Origin of the sequence: Chryseobacterium sp. CP-77, from assembly GCF_036362765.1 — a bacterium.
GTDB lineage: Bacteria > Bacteroidota > Bacteroidia > Flavobacteriales > Weeksellaceae > Chryseobacterium > Chryseobacterium cupriresistens.
The window spans coordinates 1,162,953-1,183,170 of sequence record NZ_CP143637.1 but is presented as its reverse complement, the minus strand read 5'-3'; the positions used below and the strand labels follow the sequence as shown (position 1 = coordinate 1,183,170).

Annotated in this window: 17 protein-coding genes; 4 read left to right on the top strand and 13 right to left on the bottom strand. The window is 38.0% G+C overall.

Features of this window, described 5'->3' with window-relative positions; genetic code table 11:
• Positions 1 to 11: 11 nt before the first annotated feature.
• Positions 12 to 899, bottom strand: a complete 888-nt coding sequence (locus V0410_RS05225; RefSeq protein ID WP_002979057.1) for a cyanophycinase — start codon at positions 897 to 899, stop codon at positions 12 to 14.
• 201 nt (positions 900 to 1,100) lie between these two features.
• Between V0410_RS05225 and cphA the strand changes: the two genes are divergently transcribed.
• Positions 1,101 to 3,731, top strand: coding sequence for a cyanophycin synthetase (cphA, locus tag V0410_RS05220; protein ID WP_330746593.1), 2,631 nt, complete (start codon positions 1,101 to 1,103; stop codon positions 3,729 to 3,731).
• Positions 3,732 to 3,793: 62 nt separating this feature from the next.
• Here cphA and V0410_RS05215 read toward each other — a convergent pair whose 3' ends face one another.
• From V0410_RS05215 to V0410_RS05205, 3 genes are read right to left on the bottom strand one after another with little or no spacing between them, the layout of a single operon-like run.
• Positions 3,794 to 4,246: a hypothetical protein gene (locus V0410_RS05215; protein WP_330746592.1), complete on the bottom strand. Its 453-nt coding sequence runs from the start codon at positions 4,244 to 4,246 to the stop codon at positions 3,794 to 3,796.
• A 3-nt stretch (positions 4,247 to 4,249) separates the two neighbouring features.
• On the bottom strand, positions 4,250 to 5,188 hold the full coding sequence (locus V0410_RS05210; RefSeq protein WP_330746591.1) for a 4Fe-4S dicluster domain-containing protein: 939 nt from the start codon (positions 5,186 to 5,188) through the stop codon (positions 4,250 to 4,252).
• A gap of 1 nt (position 5,189) precedes the next feature.
• Positions 5,190 to 5,648, bottom strand: a complete 459-nt coding sequence (locus tag V0410_RS05205) for a hypothetical protein (RefSeq protein WP_330746590.1) — start codon at positions 5,646 to 5,648, stop codon at positions 5,190 to 5,192.
• A gap of 573 nt (positions 5,649 to 6,221) precedes the next feature.
• Between V0410_RS05205 and V0410_RS05200 the strand changes: the two genes are divergently transcribed.
• Positions 6,222 to 6,632 carry an N-acetylmuramoyl-L-alanine amidase gene (locus V0410_RS05200; protein WP_330746589.1) on the top strand — a complete coding sequence of 137 codons (411 nt, stop codon included), beginning with the start codon at positions 6,222 to 6,224 and terminating at the stop codon, positions 6,630 to 6,632.
• 240 nt (positions 6,633 to 6,872) lie between these two features.
• Here the strand turns inward: V0410_RS05200 and V0410_RS05195 are convergent, their stop codons facing one another.
• The 9 genes from V0410_RS05195 to V0410_RS05155 all read right to left on the bottom strand — a co-directional run bounded on the left by V0410_RS05195 (position 6,873) and on the right by V0410_RS05155 (position 16,594).
• Entirely contained in the window at positions 6,873 to 7,331 is a 459-nt protein-coding gene (locus V0410_RS05195; protein WP_330746588.1) for a hypothetical protein, read from the bottom strand.
• Between the two features lie 23 nt (positions 7,332 to 7,354).
• The gene (locus tag V0410_RS05190; RefSeq protein ID WP_330746587.1) at positions 7,355 to 8,533 is read right to left on the bottom strand and encodes a hypothetical protein; all 1,179 of its coding nucleotides are present in this window, start codon (positions 8,531 to 8,533) and stop codon (positions 7,355 to 7,357) included.
• 225 nt (positions 8,534 to 8,758) lie between these two features.
• Entirely contained in the window at positions 8,759 to 9,592 is an 834-nt protein-coding gene (locus V0410_RS05185; RefSeq protein ID WP_330746586.1) for a type 1 glutamine amidotransferase, read from the bottom strand.
• Positions 9,593 to 9,625: 33 nt separating this feature from the next.
• Positions 9,626 to 10,747 carry a carboxylate-amine ligase gene (locus V0410_RS05180; protein ID WP_202840733.1) on the bottom strand — a complete coding sequence of 374 codons (1,122 nt, stop codon included), beginning with the start codon at positions 10,745 to 10,747 and terminating at the stop codon, positions 9,626 to 9,628.
• Between the two features lie 31 nt (positions 10,748 to 10,778).
• Positions 10,779 to 11,732, bottom strand: a complete 954-nt coding sequence (locus V0410_RS05175; protein WP_330746585.1) for an ATP-grasp domain-containing protein — start codon at positions 11,730 to 11,732, stop codon at positions 10,779 to 10,781.
• A gap of 53 nt (positions 11,733 to 11,785) precedes the next feature.
• Complete coding sequence (locus V0410_RS05170; protein WP_110010303.1) at positions 11,786 to 12,499, bottom strand: alpha/beta hydrolase-fold protein; 714 nt, start codon at positions 12,497 to 12,499, stop codon at positions 11,786 to 11,788.
• A 111-nt stretch (positions 12,500 to 12,610) separates the two neighbouring features.
• Positions 12,611 to 13,825: an ATP-grasp domain-containing protein gene (locus V0410_RS05165; protein ID WP_330746584.1), complete on the bottom strand. Its 1,215-nt coding sequence runs from the start codon at positions 13,823 to 13,825 to the stop codon at positions 12,611 to 12,613.
• 141 nt (positions 13,826 to 13,966) lie between these two features.
• Positions 13,967 to 15,382, bottom strand: coding sequence for a M17 family metallopeptidase (locus tag V0410_RS05160; RefSeq protein WP_330746583.1), 1,416 nt, complete (start codon positions 15,380 to 15,382; stop codon positions 13,967 to 13,969).
• 90 nt (positions 15,383 to 15,472) lie between these two features.
• The gene (locus V0410_RS05155; protein WP_330747662.1) at positions 15,473 to 16,594 is read right to left on the bottom strand and encodes an alpha/beta hydrolase; all 1,122 of its coding nucleotides are present in this window, start codon (positions 16,592 to 16,594) and stop codon (positions 15,473 to 15,475) included.
• 199 nt (positions 16,595 to 16,793) lie between these two features.
• Here V0410_RS05155 and glgB point away from each other — a divergent pair, with 199 nt between their 5' ends.
• Both glgB and V0410_RS05145 read left to right on the top strand, forming a co-directional pair.
• Complete coding sequence (gene glgB / locus V0410_RS05150; RefSeq protein ID WP_330746582.1) at positions 16,794 to 18,740, top strand: 1,4-alpha-glucan branching protein GlgB; 1,947 nt, start codon at positions 16,794 to 16,796, stop codon at positions 18,738 to 18,740.
• Positions 18,741 to 18,743: 3 nt separating this feature from the next.
• Entirely contained in the window at positions 18,744 to 20,150 is a 1,407-nt protein-coding gene (locus tag V0410_RS05145; protein ID WP_330746581.1) for a glycogen synthase, read from the top strand.
• The last annotated feature ends 68 nt before the right edge of the window (positions 20,151 to 20,218 follow it).

The window sequence follows — 20,218 nt, the reverse complement described above, 5'->3', positions numbered from 1 at the left end:
TATTTGTTGTTCTATTTATCCTGTGGAATAGGGTTAAACTGCGAATTCTCAATCGTCAGCGTTTTTGTCGTAAGATCATAATGATCATTCATAGACATCACGTGTACCGTTAAATTATCAATAGAAATCGGCTCTCCAAGGTTGATATTGGTAAGGTTGGTATCTTTGATAAACCTTCCGTCTACCAGAATAACAAGACCTGAACCTACAGCAGTCATTACATCATTATGAATGAAAAGCCCTGTATCTTCACCCAATCCGATTCCCAGTGTTCTCGGATTGTTCACTACCGCCTGGAAAAGACGCCCGATTCTTCCCCGCTGTACAAAGTGAGTATCAATAATAACATTATCAATTAACCCTAAGCCCTGAGTAGTTTTGATTTCTCCTTTCAATAAAGCTTCAGAACTGCTTCCCTGATAGATCATATTTTCAGAAGCTGCTGCAGCACCCGCAGAAGTTCCGGAGTAAATAAAATCCTGTTCCTGGTATTTTAATAAAACCGTATCATGAAATCTTGTTCCTCCAAGAATAGAGGTCAGTCTCAGCTGATCTCCCCCGGTAAACATCATCACATCGGCAGCGTTGGCCCTTGCGACCATTGCATCAGAATTGGCTTCCTCACGGTTGTGGATGTCCAGAACATTTACATTTTTAGCTCCAAGAAATTCGAATGCTTTTTTGTACTCGGAACCTACGATCTGAGGGATTTGAGAGGCAGTGGTAACAATTTCAATGACAGAATTTTCCTTTAGTTTTGATTCGTTGATGATCTTTCGCAGGATCCCACGTTCAAAAAAATTAAGATTCTTTTCTATATTCTGATCATAATCGGTTTCAGCAAAACTTCCTTTGTTTACAGCGCCTCCGATAACTATTAATTTTCCAACAGGTTTCATCATTGTGCAAAATTAAAAAATAATTCACATTCTTTGGCCAATTTCATGCCATCTTTAGTTGATTTTTAATGTTTTAGGAATGTTAATTAAAATTAATTTTTTTTTAATGAATCTTTAAATGTGGTATAGTTTCGTTTAGGGTTTTACATTATCTTTGGCTATGAAAGGAGTTATTGTTAACTGTTAAAATGCCAATAGACTATGAAAATCGAAAAGATTCAGGCACTAAGAGGTCCTAACATCTGGAGCATCAGAAGAAAGAAGCTGATACAGATGAGGTTGGATTTAGAAGAAATGGAGAATTATCCTACCAATAAAATTGAAGGATTCCGGGAAAGGATTGAAAAATTAATCCCATCATTGATGACGCACCGATGCTCGGAAGGAGTGGAGGGAGGTTTTTTCCATAGAGTGGAAACAGGAACCTGGATGGGACATGTCATTGAGCATATCGCTTTGGAAATACAAACCCTGGCAGGAATGGATGTAGGGTTTGGAAGAACCCGTGAAACAAAAACTCCCGGAGTGTATAACGTGGTATTCAATTATATCGAAGAAAATGCAGGGATCTTTGCTGCAGAAGAATCTGTAAAAATTGCAGAAGCACTGATTGAAGGCAAAGACTATGATTTGAATGCTTGTATCCATAGATTAAAAGAAATCAGGGAGCGCGTCCGTTTAGGACCTTCCACAGGAAGTATTGTAGAAGAAGCGGCATCCAGAAGAATTCCTTGGATCAGACTGGGGACAAACTCATTGGTACAGCTTGGTTATGGCGTGAACCAGCAAAGATTTCAGGCTACCATTACCGGGAACACAAGTTCTATTGCTGTTGATATCGCATGTAATAAAGAATTAACAAAGAGAATGCTTCATGATGCAGCTATTCCCGTACCGATTGGAGATTTGGTAACAGATGAAGAAGATTTAAATGCAGTCATCAGAAAAATTGGGTATCCCATTGTTTTAAAACCTTTGGATGGAAACCATGGAAAAGGTTCTTCCATTAATGTCAACGATTGGGATGCTGCTAAGATAGGTCTTGAACATGCTCAGAAATATTCAAGAAAAGTAATTGTTGAGAAATATATCACAGGCTACGACTTCCGTATACTGGTGATCAATAATAAAATGGTGGCTGCAGCCAGAAGAGTTCCAGCCCATGTTGTGGGAGATGGAGAACTGAATCTTCAGCAGCTTATTGAAAAAGAAAATAAAGACCCGAGAAGAGGCTATGGCCATGAAAATGTCCTTACTGAAATTGAAGTGGATAAAGACACTTTAGAATTACTGGATAAACTTCAGTACACGCTGGAGACTATTCCTCAAAGGGGAGAAGTGGTGTACCTGAAATCAACAGCCAATCTTTCAACCGGAGGAACGTCCATCGATGTAACAGATATGGTACACCCGGAAAATATCACAATGGCTGAAAGAATTTCTAAAATTATCGGGTTGGATGTCTGCGGAATTGACGTGATGGCAGAAAACCTTACCCAGCCTTTAAAGGAAAGTGGCGGCGCCATTATTGAAGTCAATGCAGCACCAGGGTTCAGAATGCATCTTGCACCAAGTGAGGGCTTACCAAGAAACGTGGCTGCTCCGGTGGTTGATATGCTTTATCCTCAGGGGAAACCTTTTACCATTCCCATCATTGCAGTAACAGGAACCAATGGAAAAACAACCACAACAAGACTTATCTCTCATATTGTAAAAAGCAATGGCTACAGAGTAGGATTTACAACTTCGGATGGAATTTATATTCAAAATACCATGCTGTCAAAAGGAGATACTACAGGGCCGCTTTCTGCAGAGTTTATCTTAAAAGATCCTACCGTAGAATTTGCAGTGCTGGAAACCGCAAGAGGGGGTATTTTACGTTCCGGACTTGGTTTTTCACAATGTGATATCGGAGTTTTGACTAATATCGAGGAAGATCACCTGGGAATGAACGATATTCACAGTTTAAAAGATCTTACCAAGGTAAAGCGTGTTGTACTGGATAGTGTGAAAAAAAGCGGCTGGAGTGTGTTGAATGCAGATAATGAATACTCCATGAAGATTGTGAATGATCTCGATTCCAATGTGGCTATTTTCAGTATGGATGAAAACAATCCTCATATTGTAAAATTTGCCAAAGAAGGAAAGATCACCTGTGTGTATGAAGAAGGTTTTGTAACCATCAAAAAAGGAGACTGGAAAATCAGAATAGGAAAAGCCAAAGACTTCCCGATTACGATGGAAGGAAAGGCCAGGTTCATGATTGAAAACGTATTGGCAGCCAGTTTGGCAAGTTACCTTTACGGATTTGGAATTGAGGATATTTCCAATTCTTTAAGAACGTTTATTCCAAGTGCTCAGTTGACACCGGGAAGACTGAATGTCTTTAAGTTCAAAAACTTTAAGGTACTGATCGACTTTGCCCACAATCCTTCAGGATACGAAGCCATAGAAGATTATCTTAGAAATGTAGAATCTACCAAAAAGATCGGGATTATTTCCGGTGTTGGAGACCGTAGAGACAACGATATCAGAGAATGCGGAAAAATTGCCGGAAGAATGTTCGATTATATTATCATCCGAAACGAAAAACACCTTCGCGGAAGAACCGAAGAGGAAATCAACGGATTGATTATCGACGGGATTAATTCTGCAGGAAGAGATGTCAGTTATGAGATCATTCCTAAAGAAATTGAAGCGTTAAAACATGCGATAGGAATGGCGGAAGAAGGAACATTTATCACAGCTTTAAGTGATGTTATTTCCAATGCTATTGATCTGGTTCAGGAATATCAGGCCAAGGAATTGCTGGAAGACGATAAGAATTTATGATAAAAGAATCGGCTGAACCAAAGGTTCAGCCGATTCTTTTTGTTGCAGATTGAAAGGATCAATTATTTTTTTTCAGAGTTAGCATAAATTTCTATTATAGTTAGATTTTCATATCCTTTTAACATATCTTCATTGGTTTTATATTTTACAGGATCTCTTTTAATTCTTTTTTTGACACCTGAAGTACTTTGGAATAACTTGTTGGTGGCACTGTCATGTTCTTTAATAAAAAGTGTGATTTTTGCCGACTTTGCATTTTTATCAGAATTTCTTACATCATCAATAAACCTTAGGGTGATAAAGTTATTAGCTTCGGGTGAGCCTCCTCCAAAAGTAACCAGTTGAATATCCAATTTTAAATCTTTTAATAGGTCCTTGACTTTTTTTCCTGTATAATTATTTTTTTTAGCCTCAAATCTTCCGACGGTTTGCTTTGAGGATACTTTTTCCTGTGCATTCATTTTATAAAAAAAGCTTAGAGCTATCAGTAAGGTGAAAGTAAGTATATTTTTCATGACTTAAGGGCAGGTTGTTTGAGTGTTTGTAATAGTTCCGTCTGGATTTTTTTTGTAATCAATGTTTATTTTTTTAAAATTCCCCTGATGATCTCTTTTTAATAAAGCCATTCCTGCATCATATTTATCCAGAATATGGGATAGTGACATTTCCCAACTTCCATCAAAATCATTCCATTCATCAAATAATGGTGGTGGGAAATTGGGGGCATATCCCGGGATTTGTGTGTAAGGATGGTTTTGTAAGAATTGGTTCATAGCAGCAGGGTCGGTTACTACCAGAGCATAAACTGTACCATCGGGATTCATTACATAATAGGTACTATAAGTATTATTCCCGTTATAAGCGTTAATGAGAGAATATACATCTCCTACAGAGGGTGGAGAATCGTTGGCAGGGTGAATATGTATGCTCCCTACCGGATTTTCAAAATTGTGATTTAAAGTCATGTTATTCGGACCTCCATGTTGTATGTCAGTAGAAACAATAGCTCCATTTTGGCTTCCGAGTACATATCCATGCTCTTTTCCGTCATTCATTCCTCCAATTGTATTGAATGCATTATTAAATGCGTCAGTTTGAGATAGCTGTGTTGCGTGAGCCGATGGTTTGGCAGCTTTTAAACAAGGATCTTTATCCTGCCCATCCTCATCGGGTTGATTACCACCAGTGGTACCTCCTCCATTATTATTGCCACCAGAATTAGGTTGATTTAAGTAAGAAAATACTGAAGTAGGACATACTGGAATACAATCACCACAACCGGTACACTTTTCTACATTTATAGATATGGTTACCCCTTTAAGAGATACATATCCTCCTACATCCAAATACATTTCAGTATCATCTATAGCCTGTTCCGGACACTCCGGAACGCACATAGTACATTCTATACAATGTTCCCCCTGTACGAGGATTTTTTCACCAATAATAAAAGCCATCTTAAAATATTATTTCTTTTTTTGTAAAGTTTTCGCTAAGCTCATTGTAATGTATATATTGAAACTTAAGTTTTGTAAAGGTATTGGGCAAGCTTATTTGAATTGGTTCCTTGAAAAGAACACATGAAAACTCATCATTCAACTTCATTATTTTTAAATTCTTATTGGTTTTATTAGTTTCACTGATAGACTCATTTAAGGTAATATATCCCAGACTTACAAATTCCATAAGGATAATCTTTCTCCTGTCAAAATTTACTGATTTTGATTTTCTACCTTTGATATCAGAGCCCTCATTAATTATATAAATTGGTTTAAATCTTTTCTTTAATTCATCATCATTGTTGAATCTATTAATCTCATCATTAAAATTATCTTGTACACAGGATAGTAAAGTAGTGCTTAACCCAGCATATAAAATTCCATGAAAAGATTTTTGAATAAATGTTTTTCTGTTCATTCTAATAGTTAAATTTTAGCTTTTGTAAAAAAAACTTTAGAACTTCTTATCCTGTTGAATCATCTTGTTAAAATCTACATTAACCCATCCCAATTTTGATTTTTAATTAAGAATTTCCAAATAGGATAGGAGGCTCACATCATTTTTTTCTGCAGCAAAGATACAATAAACATAAAATAAATCACTGCTAATAGAGCCTTTAAACCCTTTATGAAAGGGGATATATGATGATTAATGCTAAATAGATGAACGCATCATGAAAGAGAATTAGAATATATGAAAAAATACAAACCTCCGAAATTTTGGAGGTTTGTTTCTATAAGCTTCTCCAGGTTTTCTTTATATGCTACATTTTTAAGATAAAATACAAGGGAATGAGTTCTCATTGGACTGTAAAGCTGATTGTTTGAGTGACAAACAAGATAATGACCATCATCATAAGACCAATAGCAATTCCTATGACCGCATCAGCTACTCAAGCATCCTGCCTGTCAATTTAAATAGGGTGTTTTTCCCTCATTATTTTGGGAGTTACAGATTTAATTTTGCTCAACCATAAATAAAATGAAATCCATGAGAACAATCAATTACATCGTTATACATTGTACAGCAACACAGCCAGATGTTACAATAGAGAGCATTAAAAGGTATTGGAAGGAAAACCTGAAATGGAAAAATACAGGGTATCACTATATGATAAAAGCTGATGGAAAAATAGTAAACACTTTGCCAATTGATCAGGTATCCAATGGCGTTGCAGGATGGAATTCCCAAATTATCAATATATCATACATTGGAGGCATTGATAAAAACAACCATCCAAAAGATACAAGAACGGAAGACCAAAAAAGATCTATGGTAAAGCTGTTAAGAGAATTAAAATCAACATTTCCTAAAGCTACAATTCAGGGGCATAGAGATTTTCCAAATGTCTATAAAGCTTGCCCTAGCTTTGATGCGAAGAAAGAATATGCTGGGTTATGATAAGGGGAAGGACTGTAAGACGGTTTTTAAATAGCTTTAAAGAAAATATAACATATAAATAATTGAAAATCAAATTTTAATGTTTCCGTAGAGTATGCCAATAGTCTATCCGTATATTTACAATGTTTGTGAAAACACAGCATACATGTCAATTTTATCCTCCTTTTTAGGGGGATTTTTATTATTGGAGAGGACTTAAGGAGTAAAAAATAAAACCTCCGGAATTCCGGAGGTTTGTTTCTATAAATTTTCCCAGGTTGTTTTGATGCTCTGCATTTTTTTAAGATAAAAATACAAAGGAATAAGTTCTAACCTGAGGGTAAAGCTGATTGATGGGTACATAAACGGAATAATGGCCATCATAATAAGGCAGACAGTAATCCCGATAATGGCATCTGCTATGGCAGCCTGTGGTGCCCATTTTTGTTCAAACCAAAGTCCGTAGGCTACAATCCCTTTAAATAAAAACAAGACACAGATCAAAAGTCCGGTCATTGAATACGGATGATTGGCATTCATTCCGTATAAAGATAAAGAGACATGAGTCATCAGAGAGCCTGCCAGTAAAAAGATAGCAGCCAGTGCTCCTCCGATTAAAAAGATCCATAGGAAAATTTTAATCCAGACAGGTAACAGATCTCTTCTCCGTGTTAAAGTGTGGTTTTCAAATTCTGCAAAAGCGGTTGGCTTTTCTTCCATGTTGTATTAGTTTTATAAGTTTTTTATCCGAAAAAAGCATTCGAACTACCAATCCAGATGGCGTCTTTTTTATTGAAGTCTACATTCACCATGGCGGCTTTAGTCATTCTTCCCAGATTTTCCAATAGGATAGGGCGTTCGTCATTTTCCCGCCAAATATACAACAAACGGATCTCTGCTTTTGAAAAATCTCCGTTGATATCTTCAAAAATGGGTTCATAATAGACTTTTCTCTGCAAAATATAGTTTTCCTTATCCTGAATAGAGTCTGTAACTTTTTTTGTCGGATTCAGATTAACTCCGCTTCCTGCGAATGAAAATAATGGTTTCAATACAAAATCTTCAAGGTTTTCATTTTCCGGAAATTCATGCAGAAAATAACTTTTCGGAACAAACTGATGTTGTAATAAAGGCAAAAGGAATTTTGATATTTTAAAGAACCAGTTTGGGTGGGTAATCCAATTTACATCCACTTCCTCGCGGAAATCGAATTCTGTATGCAGATCCGGAATATTGTCCAGTTCATCAAATATAACCCGGTTGTAGATTCTCTTAATTTCGGTAAGCTTACCATTATTTTCATAATACAGTTTTCGGCCCTGTTTTTTTACTTTTGTCAGGCATACTGTTTTGATGCCTAGCAATTTCTCGGTCAAAGCAAAATCAATCGCCGTTTTTTGTTTTTCCGGAAAGATTTCAAGCAGAATTACATTTTCAGGATGTTCATCACCTACAATCAGTTCCTTCAAATAGTTTTTAAAGGTTTCGTGGGGCATAGGGTTTTTTATCTCCGAAAGAAAAGGGTAGACTTCACAATACGTTTCCTCATATACTTTCTGGAAAGCATACAAAGAAGGAAATGCCTGAAGTTCTATCAGCTGAGGTTCTATTGCTCCGTCTTCGCTTTTGCAGACTCCAAAATCTATGGTGAAAAAATGAGGTTGATGGGTATCATTGGGAACCCTGCAGTTTTCAGGAATGGCTTTTTGAAGGAGTTCTGCCGGAATTGCTTTAATCTGGCTGATGATACTTTCACTGGCGTCTATCAGTTTTTTCTCAAACTCTTTAGTCAGAAAAATAGGACTTTCTGAAACTCTGAAACCAGGTGCTGTTCCAGCTTTTTCAGTCAGTATGTTTTTGAGTTGATGGTATTTTTCATATGAAAATTCCTGATTGAACTGTTTTCTGTATTCTGGGATCATATTTTTTTTCTTTTGTGGTGTTAAAAAATCGGACGTTTCTGCCCGATTTGATTTGACCACAAAAGGCACAAAAGTTTTAGAATATAAAAGTTTACAATACACTTTTATAAAATCCCTATTTAATTGGGAAATCTTTGATTTTCAAGAAAGCTTATGTGCTCTTCTCAACAGCTTTTATGATTGTAATACCCCAATCCCTTTTGTGACTTTTGTGGTTTGTATTGATTAAGCCAAAGTCTCAGCTTCTTTCAAAATGTTTTTTTTTGCAAACTGAAGGAATCTCGGAAGTATCTGATGTCTGGTCAGAACGATTTTATCTTCATCGTCTATTCTGTCTATCGTTTCAAGATATTTTTCCATCCCGAAATTTTCAATCATGGCTTCCTTGTTTTTTTCATCCTTCAGGTTTTCGATCAGAGATTCAGGATTGGCTTCAGGGTGAAACTGTGTTCCGAATATCTCCTCCGAAAAACGAACGGCCATTACCGCTCTTTCCAGGTTGATATGAGGACGGAATTTTTCAATCGCCATGATGGTCATTCCCAATTCTTGGAAACGTTCGTGATCCGGTTCGATAAACTGATAAGCTCTGGAATCTACCGCATAAAAAGGATCCTTAAGATTTTTGAATAAAAACTCCTCCTGGCCTTCCTCTGTTTTATGAACAGGCATTACTCCGAAAGAATAAGACTTTCTTTTGCAGATATTCCCCAGGTTCCAGTGGATACTTGCCAGCTGAAATGAATGGCAGATCAGGAAAAGGTATTTTTTATCTTCATGATATTGATTATGCTCAAAAACAGCATCTAAGAAATCAGCAAATTTGTCTTCCCAGGCCAGACCTTCCCGGTGTGGATTGCCAGGCCCGCCTGAAGAAATGAAAATATCAAAGTCACCTATTTCAGGCATTTCATCTTTATACCTTACATCAAACGTTTTGATCACCACATTTTCTTCAGAGTTCTGCTGAAAAGTTTCGGAAATTTCTTTAATGTTTCTAAAACCTTGATTCACATGATTGTTGTTCATGTCCAGCAGAGCAATTCGAATATCTTTCATTACATCATATTTTTTGTAAAGTTACCAAAAAAATTATGAAGCAGGTTCACCATGGGTGATGCCATACTCCGTTTCAGAGATCATATAATCAACCACTTTCGTCAGATCACCTGTTTCCTTGAAGATCTGAAGCTGCCGGTCTGCACCGGTTCCGTTTTCAAGGATTTTCCAGGCATATTCCACTTCCTGGCGGCATCCCAGATCATCTACCACATCATCAATAAACTCTAAAAGTTCTTTCAACAAATGAGGATAAGGTACGGATTCTTCTTTTCCAAAATCGATGAGATGGGCTTCAATACCACTTTTCGAGGCACGCCATTTATTTTCGTTCAGCAGTAATCTTCTATAGCTTCTGAAGCTGAGATTTTGCTGGTGCAGTTTATATATTTTCGCAACAAGACTCTGCATTATGGCCGCAAGACAAACGGTTTCGTCAATTCTTAACGGCATGTCACAGATTCTGAATTCGATAGTTGGATAAAACGGATGTACCCGTAAATCCCACCAGATTTTCTTGGCATTGTCGATGGTTCCTGTTTTTACCAGAAGATCCACATAACTGTCGAATTCTGCCAGAGAGTTAAAGTAACTCGGAATACCGGTTCTTGGGAATTTGACGAAGATTTCCTGTCTGTACGATTTAAAACCTGTATATCTTCCGATCCAGAAAGGGGAGTTGGTGGAAAGGGCATAGACGTGAGGAAGGAAATATCTCATCACATTCTGAATTCTTACACCTTCTTCACGGTTGGGAATTCCGATATGAACATGCAGTCCGAAAATAAGATTTTCACGGGCTACATCTCCCATATCATCTACGATTTTAATATATCTTTCTCCCTGGGTAATATTGTTTTCAGACCAGTGAGAAAAAGGGTGGGTTCCTCCTCCGGAAACACGCAGTCCCTGCTCATGGGCGATATTGATAAGATGGCGCCTTAAATTCGTTAATTCAGCTCTGGCTTCCTGAATATTCTGGCAGATTCCCGTTTCCATTTCAATCATGGATTCGTGCATTTCATGTTTTAAATTTTCGCTTAAAACCGCTTTGCCGCCCTCAATGATTTTTGAAACGTGAGAAACCAGATCCCTGCTTTCAACATCGATGATCTGATATTCTTCTTCAATTCCAATAGTAAACTGATGATGCATTTATTTTGTGTTTTTTAATTCTTTTTCAATATTATTTTATGGAATCTTTCACGAAGGTTCCCCAGGCAATATTAGGTTTCCCCGGAACATACTCCTTGGCTTTTTCTATAGCCAGTTTGGCGGCATGCTCTATGATCCATGCAAAGTTTTCTTCCCCTACAGAATTGCGGTCTGCGTCAGGAGCCGGGTTGCAGAAATCAATCGCATAAGGAATACCGTCTCTTACCGCAAATTCCACGGTGTTGAAATCGTATCCTAAAGCTTGATTCATTTTAATCGTATAATCATGAATGGTTTTCAACAATTTTTCAAGCTCTTCACCTTGTGTCTGATGGGTGGTGGCATATCTCAGGTGAGGTGCATTTCTCGGTTCATAAGGCATGATATGGACATATTTTTGGCCCAGACAGTACACTCTGTAATAATCATCAAAGATAATTTCCTCCTGTACCATCATCACCAGTTGTTCCGTTTCTCCGAGTTTGTTCCAAAGGTCATCAGGATTCTCTACCCTGTAAACATTCTTCCAGCCGCCACCATCATGAGGCTTCATGTAAGCAGGAAACCCTACATAATTGAAGATATATTCCCAGTCATGAGGAAATTTCAGGTTCCTGAATGAAGTTTCTGAAGTATTATCCGGTCTTTGGTGCGACGGAAGCAGAACCGTTTTAGGAAGCGGAATTCCCAGTTTGGACATCAGGGCATTGTTGAAAAACTTCTCATCAGCACTCCACCAGAATGGATTGTTGATTACATAAGTACCGTTAAGGGCAGCATTTTTTAAATAAGCTCTGTAAAAGGGAACGTCCTGTGAAATTCTGTCGATGATCACTGCATAACCATAATCTGCACCCTGTTCCAGTTTATCAATAGTAACGGGTTCAGCAATGATATCTCCACCTCCCATTTCATTTACTTTGTCTATAAATGCCCAGGGAAACGTGTCTTCCATACCGAAAAGAATTCCTACTTTTTTTGTCATAATTTTTGTTTTTAAGGTGGGTATATTTTTTTCTATTTGTCTTTTCATTGTTTTTAAGAGAAAAAGGCTCCTATAAAAGTAGGGAAAACCATTCTCCATAGCGGCCAGTCGTGGCCTATCCATTTTCTTTCATCGTACCAGAAATCTATGCCTTTTATCCTGAGGATTTCAGCCATTTCAACATTTTTATCCCTGCAGATATCCTGATCGGAAGTGCTCAGTACAATATGCATGTGTTTATATTTCCAGGCTTCATCATTCCGTACAAACTCTCTCGGACAGTTGAAGTATACCAGATCATCAGAATAACCATCCATAAAATTCCTTATACTGAAGGCGCCGGAAAGGCAAAACAGATGAGAAACCAAATCCGGAAATCTGAAAGCAAAATTAGCGGCATGATATCCCCCGAAACTGGCTCCGGCCACTGCTACACGATGTGTTTTATGAAGCTTTTGGATATAAGGCACGAATTCCTGAAGCAGGAACTGTACATACCGTTCATAATTTCTTATTCTTTGCTGAGGAGAGATTTTTTCATCGTAAAAACTCCAGCTGTCGATGGTCTGTACATTGTAAAGCTTTACTTTTCCCTGTTCTATGAACCAGTTGATGCTTCCGTTGAGATGAAAATCATGATTTTGGGTATACTGTCCCTGGGAAGTTGGAAACATAATGATAGGATGGCCGTAATGTCCGGTCACTTCTACTTTGAGACTTGTTCCCAATATATTTGAATAATACTCTGTATGTTCTATGTGAGGCATTTTCCTTATTTGGTTTTATCTTTTCTAAATTACATTTTAGTAGGGAATCTTGGAGCGGATTGTATATTATGAATTCAATAACATTTTGAATATCAATGTCAAGCTTCATTGTTAAGAACTCAATTTATTACTTTTGGGAGGCAGAATGTTCAGCATATCAGTATGGATGATTTCCGCTGCAGAATCCAGTCTGTCCTGTACAACAGAAGCATTTCCGGATTTGTAAACAATTCCGACATGATAATCTATGGGAAGAAATTTGACAACCTCTTCACATTCAAATCTGCTGTAATCTGGTTCTTTATCTTTAATCAGAGCTACAATCAGGCCTGAATAATAGCCTGTAGGCGGAGAAACGCTGTAATCATGACCTCTCAGAAGAGCATCTTCAATTTTAGCCCACTCTCTCCAGATATTGATCCCGCTTGATGCTTCAACCAGATCCGGAATATGAGCGCCGCCAACCCTGGATGAGGTTTCAAGGAAGTACCATTTTCCGTCTTCTTTTCCACGGATAAATTCTGTATGGGTGGCTCCGTTGACAAGCCCGAAATTGGAAAGAACTCTGGCATTGATATCTTCCAGTGCCTTAAACTCTTCGGAATACCTTCCTAATGTTTTGGATCTGAAAACCCCGCCTTCGTGAGAAACCTGCATGGGAGGAGCAAGATATTTTGAGGCAGAAGTGAATACTGTTTTTTTGTTAAAAGTAAGACTGTCCACATGGTAAACATCTCCGGGTTTAAAACTTTCCAGTAAAAAAAGATGGCGTTCTTCTCCCAGTATTTCCAGGGCTTCAAGAAGCTGTTCTTTGGAGGTTATTTTCTTAATGCCCGAGGCGGATGCTTCAGAGCGCGGCTTTAATACCCATGGAGCAGGAACGCGGTCTGTAAATTCATCCACTTCGTTATCATTGAACACAGCGGTAAATTCAGGAACGCTGATCCCGGAATCCTTTGCTTTTTGCCTCATGGCAAGCTTATCTCTGAAATATCGGTGGGTTGTCTGTCCCATACCGGGAATACGGAATGTTTCTCTGATTAACGCTGCTTTTTCAACATCATAATCATCCAAAGCCACCACAGCATCTACTTTTCTGGTCTTCATCAGGTGGGAAAATCCCTGAATCAGGTGCTCCAGATTCCATACGGAAGGCTTTAGCTCGGGCATATAGAATGTTTCATCAATCGCATGCCAGGGCCAGTTTTTTTCTTTGAGGTTTTCGGAGGTTACAAGGATGATTTTATTGCCGAGCTTCTTCATTTCGTCCATAAAATCGTAGCCTTTGTAATAGCACGAAATACACACAATAGTTTTCTTCTCCATATAATGTTTTTTAAGATTTAGTGAATTTTCAAAAATAAAAGCATTTGTGTGTTATTTTATTAATATCAAAAAATAAAATATGATGCGTTTTTGAAAATCCACTAATCAATTATACAGAGTTTTTTTGTAAAAAACTAATTTTTAGTGATAATTTTCAATTAAATTCACGAGGAGTTGAACACCGAAACCTGTTGCTGCTTTTTCTTTAGCATAACCCACGCTTCCAAAGGCAACTCCGGCAATATCTAAATGTGCCCATTTTGGGTGGCTCTCAATGAAATGTTCTAAAAATTTTGCTGCAATAATACAGTCTCCCACAGGCTTTAGAGAGATGTTTTTGATATCCGCTACATCAGACTGGATATCATCTTTCCAGACATCCCATAAAGGAAGATTCCAAACCCTCTGATTGGTCTGGTCACCGGTTTTGATTAAGTTGTTTTTCAGTTCCTCGTTATTAGAGAACATAGCAGCACAGGTGTCTCCGAACATTCTCACCGAGCTTCCCGTTAATGTTGCCAGATCAATAAGGAAATCCGTTTTGTAGTTTTTAGCGAGATAAGATAAACCGTCTGCAAGAATTAATCTGCCTTCTGCGTCAGTATCAAGTACTTCAATCGTTTTTCCGTTGTAGGCTGTAATCACATCACTCGGAAGCAGAGCCTTTTCAGAGACCGCATTATCAGTAATAGGAAGAACAGCAACAATGTTTACCGGAAGTTGCATTTCTGCGGCGTAGATTAACGTTCCCAAAACAGCGGTAGCTCCGCCCATGTCAGATTTCATATAATGCAGGTTGGCAGAGCTTTTTATTGATATTCCTCCGGTGTCAAACAGAATACATTTTCCTACTAATCCGAAAGTCTTGGCATTTTTCGCTGTCGTTTTATACTCTAAAATAGTGAAGGCTGCATCATAAGCACTTCCCTGGTTCACAGAAAGATAAGCGCCTAATCCAAGCTCTTCACATTTCTTTCTGTTAAAAGCAGTATATTTTAAGTCATATTTTTTAGCCAGATTTTTAAGGTATGCGCTTAAGATATCCGGTTTTTTAAGATTGGCTGGTTTGTTGAGCCAGTCCTGGCAGGCAGTCTGTCCGTTAACCAATGCTTCTGCTTTCTGGCTGATATGATCTAATTTTTTCTGGCTTAAATTTTCAAAGTGCAATTCAAATTTCGTATTCCAGAAAGCGTGTTTTTTATCAAAAGGGTAGTTGTAAGTTCCTGTTAAAAGTCCTTTTACAAACTCTTCGAACTGCTTTTCATTCAGGAAGTCAGCAAGGGCTAATGTAGGTACGGCCAGCAGTTTGTCTTTCTGTGTCTGTGAAAATTTAGCTGCCACCTGCTGGATCTCGAAATTTTGTAAAACAGATTTTCCTAATCCAATGAAATACGTAATTCCTTCTTCATGAGCATTGACAAAAACTTCGTATTTCTTTCCGGTGAAAAAATTGGAAATGTTTTTGTTGAAATTTTTACTGGTTTTCGTCCATTCTTCCTCCGTAAACAGTTGGAAAACCTGAGTGTAATTTTTGTTTTTTTTATTGATTAGTTTCATAAATAGATGTTATAATTTCTAAATTCATAAAGAGTGCGCCTTCATTTTGTTCCTGGCCGGCTTACATTTTCTGCGGCAGTTTTTATGCATTTAGTTCCTGATGCTTTTTTGTTGTGGTTTTACTTCTACAGGATTTTCTGTGTTATCATAGAACAGCCATTCTATAGCCCTTGGGAACTCCTGAGACCAGTAAAACTCATTGTGGGTGCCTTCAGGATTGATATTGGTTTTGAATTCAAAATCAAAAAGCTTTTTCTCTTCCCATCTTTTCAGATATTCTTCAAAAATATGAATTCTTTTGACCATTTTAGAACCTTCCTGACCTCCGCCGTAAAGATAGATCTTCGTTTTAAACGGAACCCGGAAATTCATCATCGGAAAGTTGTTATTCGGTTCTACCCATAGAGAAGGTGAGAATATCAGTAGTTTAGAATACACTTCAGGATAAAGAAATCCGCTGTATATACTGATCAATGCTCCCAATGAACTGCCCCCGATTCCGGTGTTGTCGCGGTCTTTTTTAGTTCTGTAATTTTCGTCCACAAAAGGCTTTAAAGTATCGGCAATAAAACGGATGTACTTTTTTCCTTCGGAACCGTTGGCTACATGATCATTATCAAAAATATATTCTTTGATTCTTTCCTCGCTGCCATGTTCTATCGCTATGATGATAAGATCACCACGTCCGTATTCTGCAAGGATAGACAGTTTTTTATCGATTTCCCAGTTTCCGAAACCGCTTCCTTCATTGAAAAGATTTTGTGCATCCTGAAGGTATAAAACAGGATATCGTTTATCTGTCGTGTGATAATCATAAGGAAGGAGTGCCCAAACCTTGCGGTAACGGTCAAGCTGCGGGATATAAAAATTTTCAGAAATAACTTCTGCTACAGGATAATATTCTTCTTTGAACGGTCCCCAGTTCAATCTCCATTTTTCTACGGAGTCGGACGTTTTACCAGCAGATTTTTTCGCTTTCCGGTTGGGAGTGATATTTCCATATTGATCCAGTTCTACGTTTTCCCAACCTCCTTTTGTGAATTTGTATTCAATATCATCAGGAAGGAGCTGATCTTCGATTTCTATAAAATAACCGGAAGGATCAATTTGTTTAAGCTGGAAATGGTAATCTTTGGGATTCCAGCTATTGAAATTTCCGGTGATAAATACCGGCCTGTCATCTATTTCTGCTGTATAAAGTTCAAACCTCATCATAGGTGTTTAATAATATTGATGTTAAATTTATAAAAAAAGATTGTTTTGAAATCATAAAAAATGTGAGTTAAAAAATGATATATTTGATAGATAGACAAAACATGAAACGATGTTGATAATTATTTGATGAATAATTCATCGCTATTGTCAGTATTTTTCGTAGTTTCAGGGAAAATATAAATATAAACTGATCTTGATGAATTCTGTTAAGACCTACACGCTTTTCACCGATCATGATGTGTATCTTTTTAAAGAAGGTAGGCACTATAAGCTGTATGGTAAATTTGGAGCACATTCTGCAGAAAAAGAGGGCGTAAAAGGCGTATATTTTTCCGTTTGGGCTCCTAACGCAAAGAAAGTTTCCGTGATCGGAAATTTTAACAACTGGAATCATAAAGATCATATTTTGTTTCCACGATGGGATGAATCCGGGATTTGGGAAGGATTTATTGAAGGATTAACCTGGGGAACATTGTATAAATATGCTATTGAAACCCAAGGAGGCGAAATTCTTGAAAAAAGTGATCCTTATGCATTGAGCTGGGAACAGAATATTCAGGCTGCTTCTCTGGTTTCTACAACCTGGTACGAATGGAATGATCAGGAGTGGATGGATTACCGCTGGAAAAAAAACAGGCTGGAAGCTCCACTATCGGTATATGAATTACATCTGGGTTCCTGGGTAAGGGAAGAAGATCAGCCTCAACGTTTTTTAAACTATAGGGATATTGCGAAAAAGCTCGTTCCTTATATCAAAGAAATGGGGTTTACCCATGTGGAATTCATGCCCGTGATGGAATATCCTTACGAGCCGAGCTGGGGATACCAGATTACCGGTTTTTATGCAGCAACTTCACGTTTTGGTTCACCACAGGATCTGATGTTTCTTATTGATGAACTTCACAATAATGACATAGGCGTTATTCTGGATTGGGTTCCGTCCCATTTTCCGGGAGATGCCAATGGGCTTCACCGTTTTGATGGATCCTATCTGTATGAGCACGAAGATCCGAGAAAAGGCTTTCATCCGGATTGGAAATCGCATATTTTCAATTACGGAAGAAATGAAGTGAAATCCTTCCTGATTTCAAATGCCATGTTCTGGCTGGATCGTTATCATGCTGACGGATTGCGTGTGGATGCCGTGACTTCAATGCTTCATCTGGATTATTCAAGAAATAAAGGGGAGTGGGAGCCTAATATATATGGCACCAATGTGAACCTGGAAGCGAAAGCCTTTCTACAGGAATTTAATACAGCTGTCTACAAAGAATTTGGAGATAATATCATTACCATCGCAGAAGAAAGTTCAGATTTTCCCATGCTTACAAAACCTGTTCATGACGGCGGTGTAGGATTCGGAATGAAATGGATGATGGGATGGATGCATGATACGCTGGATTATTTCAAAGAGGATTTTATTAACCGTAAATTTCATCATCATAAACTGACCTTCGCTTCCATGTATATGTATAATGAAAATTATATGATGCCTTTGTCACACGATGAAGTCGTACACGGAAAAGCAAGTCTTATTTATAAAATGAAAGGGGATGAATGGCAGAAATTTGCCAATCTCCGTACCTTATATGTTTATATGTATACCCATCCCGGAGCCAAGCTGCTTTTTATGGGCGATGAATTCGGGCAGACCAGTGAATGGAACTTTACCAGAAGCCTCGACTGGCATTTGCTGAAATACCCTGTTCATAAAGGAATGCAGGAAATGGTGAAGGAACTGAACCATTTGTACCGGTCAGAAACTGCCTTTTATGAAAATCAGTTTGATAGAAATGGTTTTGAATGGGTGGAAGCAGATGATCTGGAAAACTCGGTGTATGTCTACCTCAGAAAAGGAAAAAAGAAAGATGATGTTCTGATGGTAGCTTTAAACCTGGCACCCAACGTATTGGATTATAAGATAGGAATTCCTGCTGGCACCCACTGGGAGGTTGTTTTGAATTCAGATGATGAAAAGTACAGTGGAAGCGGAGTAGAACCTGAAATCCTGGGAGAGAAGTATGAAGAATGGAGAAATTATCCAAAAACAATGACCGTGAAGCTGCCGCCATTGGCCGGAATAGTTTTACGTCAGAAGAAAGATAAAAAATATAAATTACACAGAATTAAACATAAGAGATAAAGAATGGTTATTTATCATTTAAGTACAGAATGTTATCCCGTAGCAAAAGTAGGCGGTCTGGCAGATGTGGTGGGAGCGTTACCAAAATATCAGAATAAAATAGCAGGAGTAGAAGCCAGGGTCGTAATGCCGTGGTACAACAAATCCTTTGTATATGATCATGAATTTGATCTGGTTTTTGACGGGTTTATTCATCAGTCAGCCAATATGCTGCAGGTTCAGGTATTGAAAGAGAAGACCAATGTTCTGGGATTTGAGCTGTATATGGTAAGAATTCCGGGATTATTGGACAGGGACAACCCTTATGGATACCAGGATGAAAACTTCCAGTTTCTGGCTTTCCAGCATGGCGTTTTGCATTGGCTTTCTGCGATGAAAATCCGCCCTGATGTACTTCATTGCCATGATTATCATACCGGTCTCGTTCCTTTTATGGTAGAAAACTGTTATGAATTTGAATTCTTAAAAGGAGTAAAAACAATAGGAACTATTCATAATGGCGAATATCAGGGCATGATGAGCTGGACTATGGCACAATATATGCCTTCTTTCGATGCATACAAATGGGGACTGATGGATTGGAACGGATTGATGAATCCTCTGGCCAGCATGATCAAATGTGCCAATGCTTTCACTACTGTTTCGGAAGGATATCTTGAAGAACTCTTCATCAGCTTCCGCGGACTGGAAAGTCTGGTTCGCCAGGAATTCGGAAAAGCGTACGGAATCATCAACGGTATTGACACAGAAGTCTGGAATCCGGAAACCGATCCGATGCTGGATTTTAATTTTAACAGTACAAATGCAGTCGCTCAAAAGAAAAAAAATAAAGAAAATCTCTGTAAAGAATATGGATTAAAACCCGAACTTCCCTTATTTGCTTTTATCGGAAGATTCGCTACAGAGAAAGGTGCAGATCTGCTGCCGGATGTTGTATGGAGAAGTATTAAGCAGAGTTATGGCGCTTTAAATATTATGATTCTCGGATCAGGAAATACCTACATAGAAAATAAGCTGAAAGAATACGATTATACGTATACCAATTTTGCATTGGATCTCGGATATAAAGAGCATCTTTCCCATAAGATATATGCCTCGGCAGATTTTCTTCTGATGCCTTCAAGAGTAGAGCCATGCGGACTGAACCAGATGTATTCTATGAGATACGGCACCGTTCCTGTGGTAAGATATACAGGAGGGCTCAGAGACACGGTGGAAGATATTTCAACCGGCGGAGCAGGACTGAACTTTACTTATCCGGGTGTAGATGATGTTGTACATGCGATGAACAGGGCATTGGCGATTTATAATCAAAAAGGGGTTATGGAAGATCTTATCCATGCCAATATGAATTTTGATTTTGCATGGGAGAAATCTGCAGAAAAATACATAGCTTTATATAATAGCTGATTTGAATTTAATATGAAAACAAAGAATGCTTTAAAGTAGCAGTAAACACTAAAAACAGAACAGTAAAC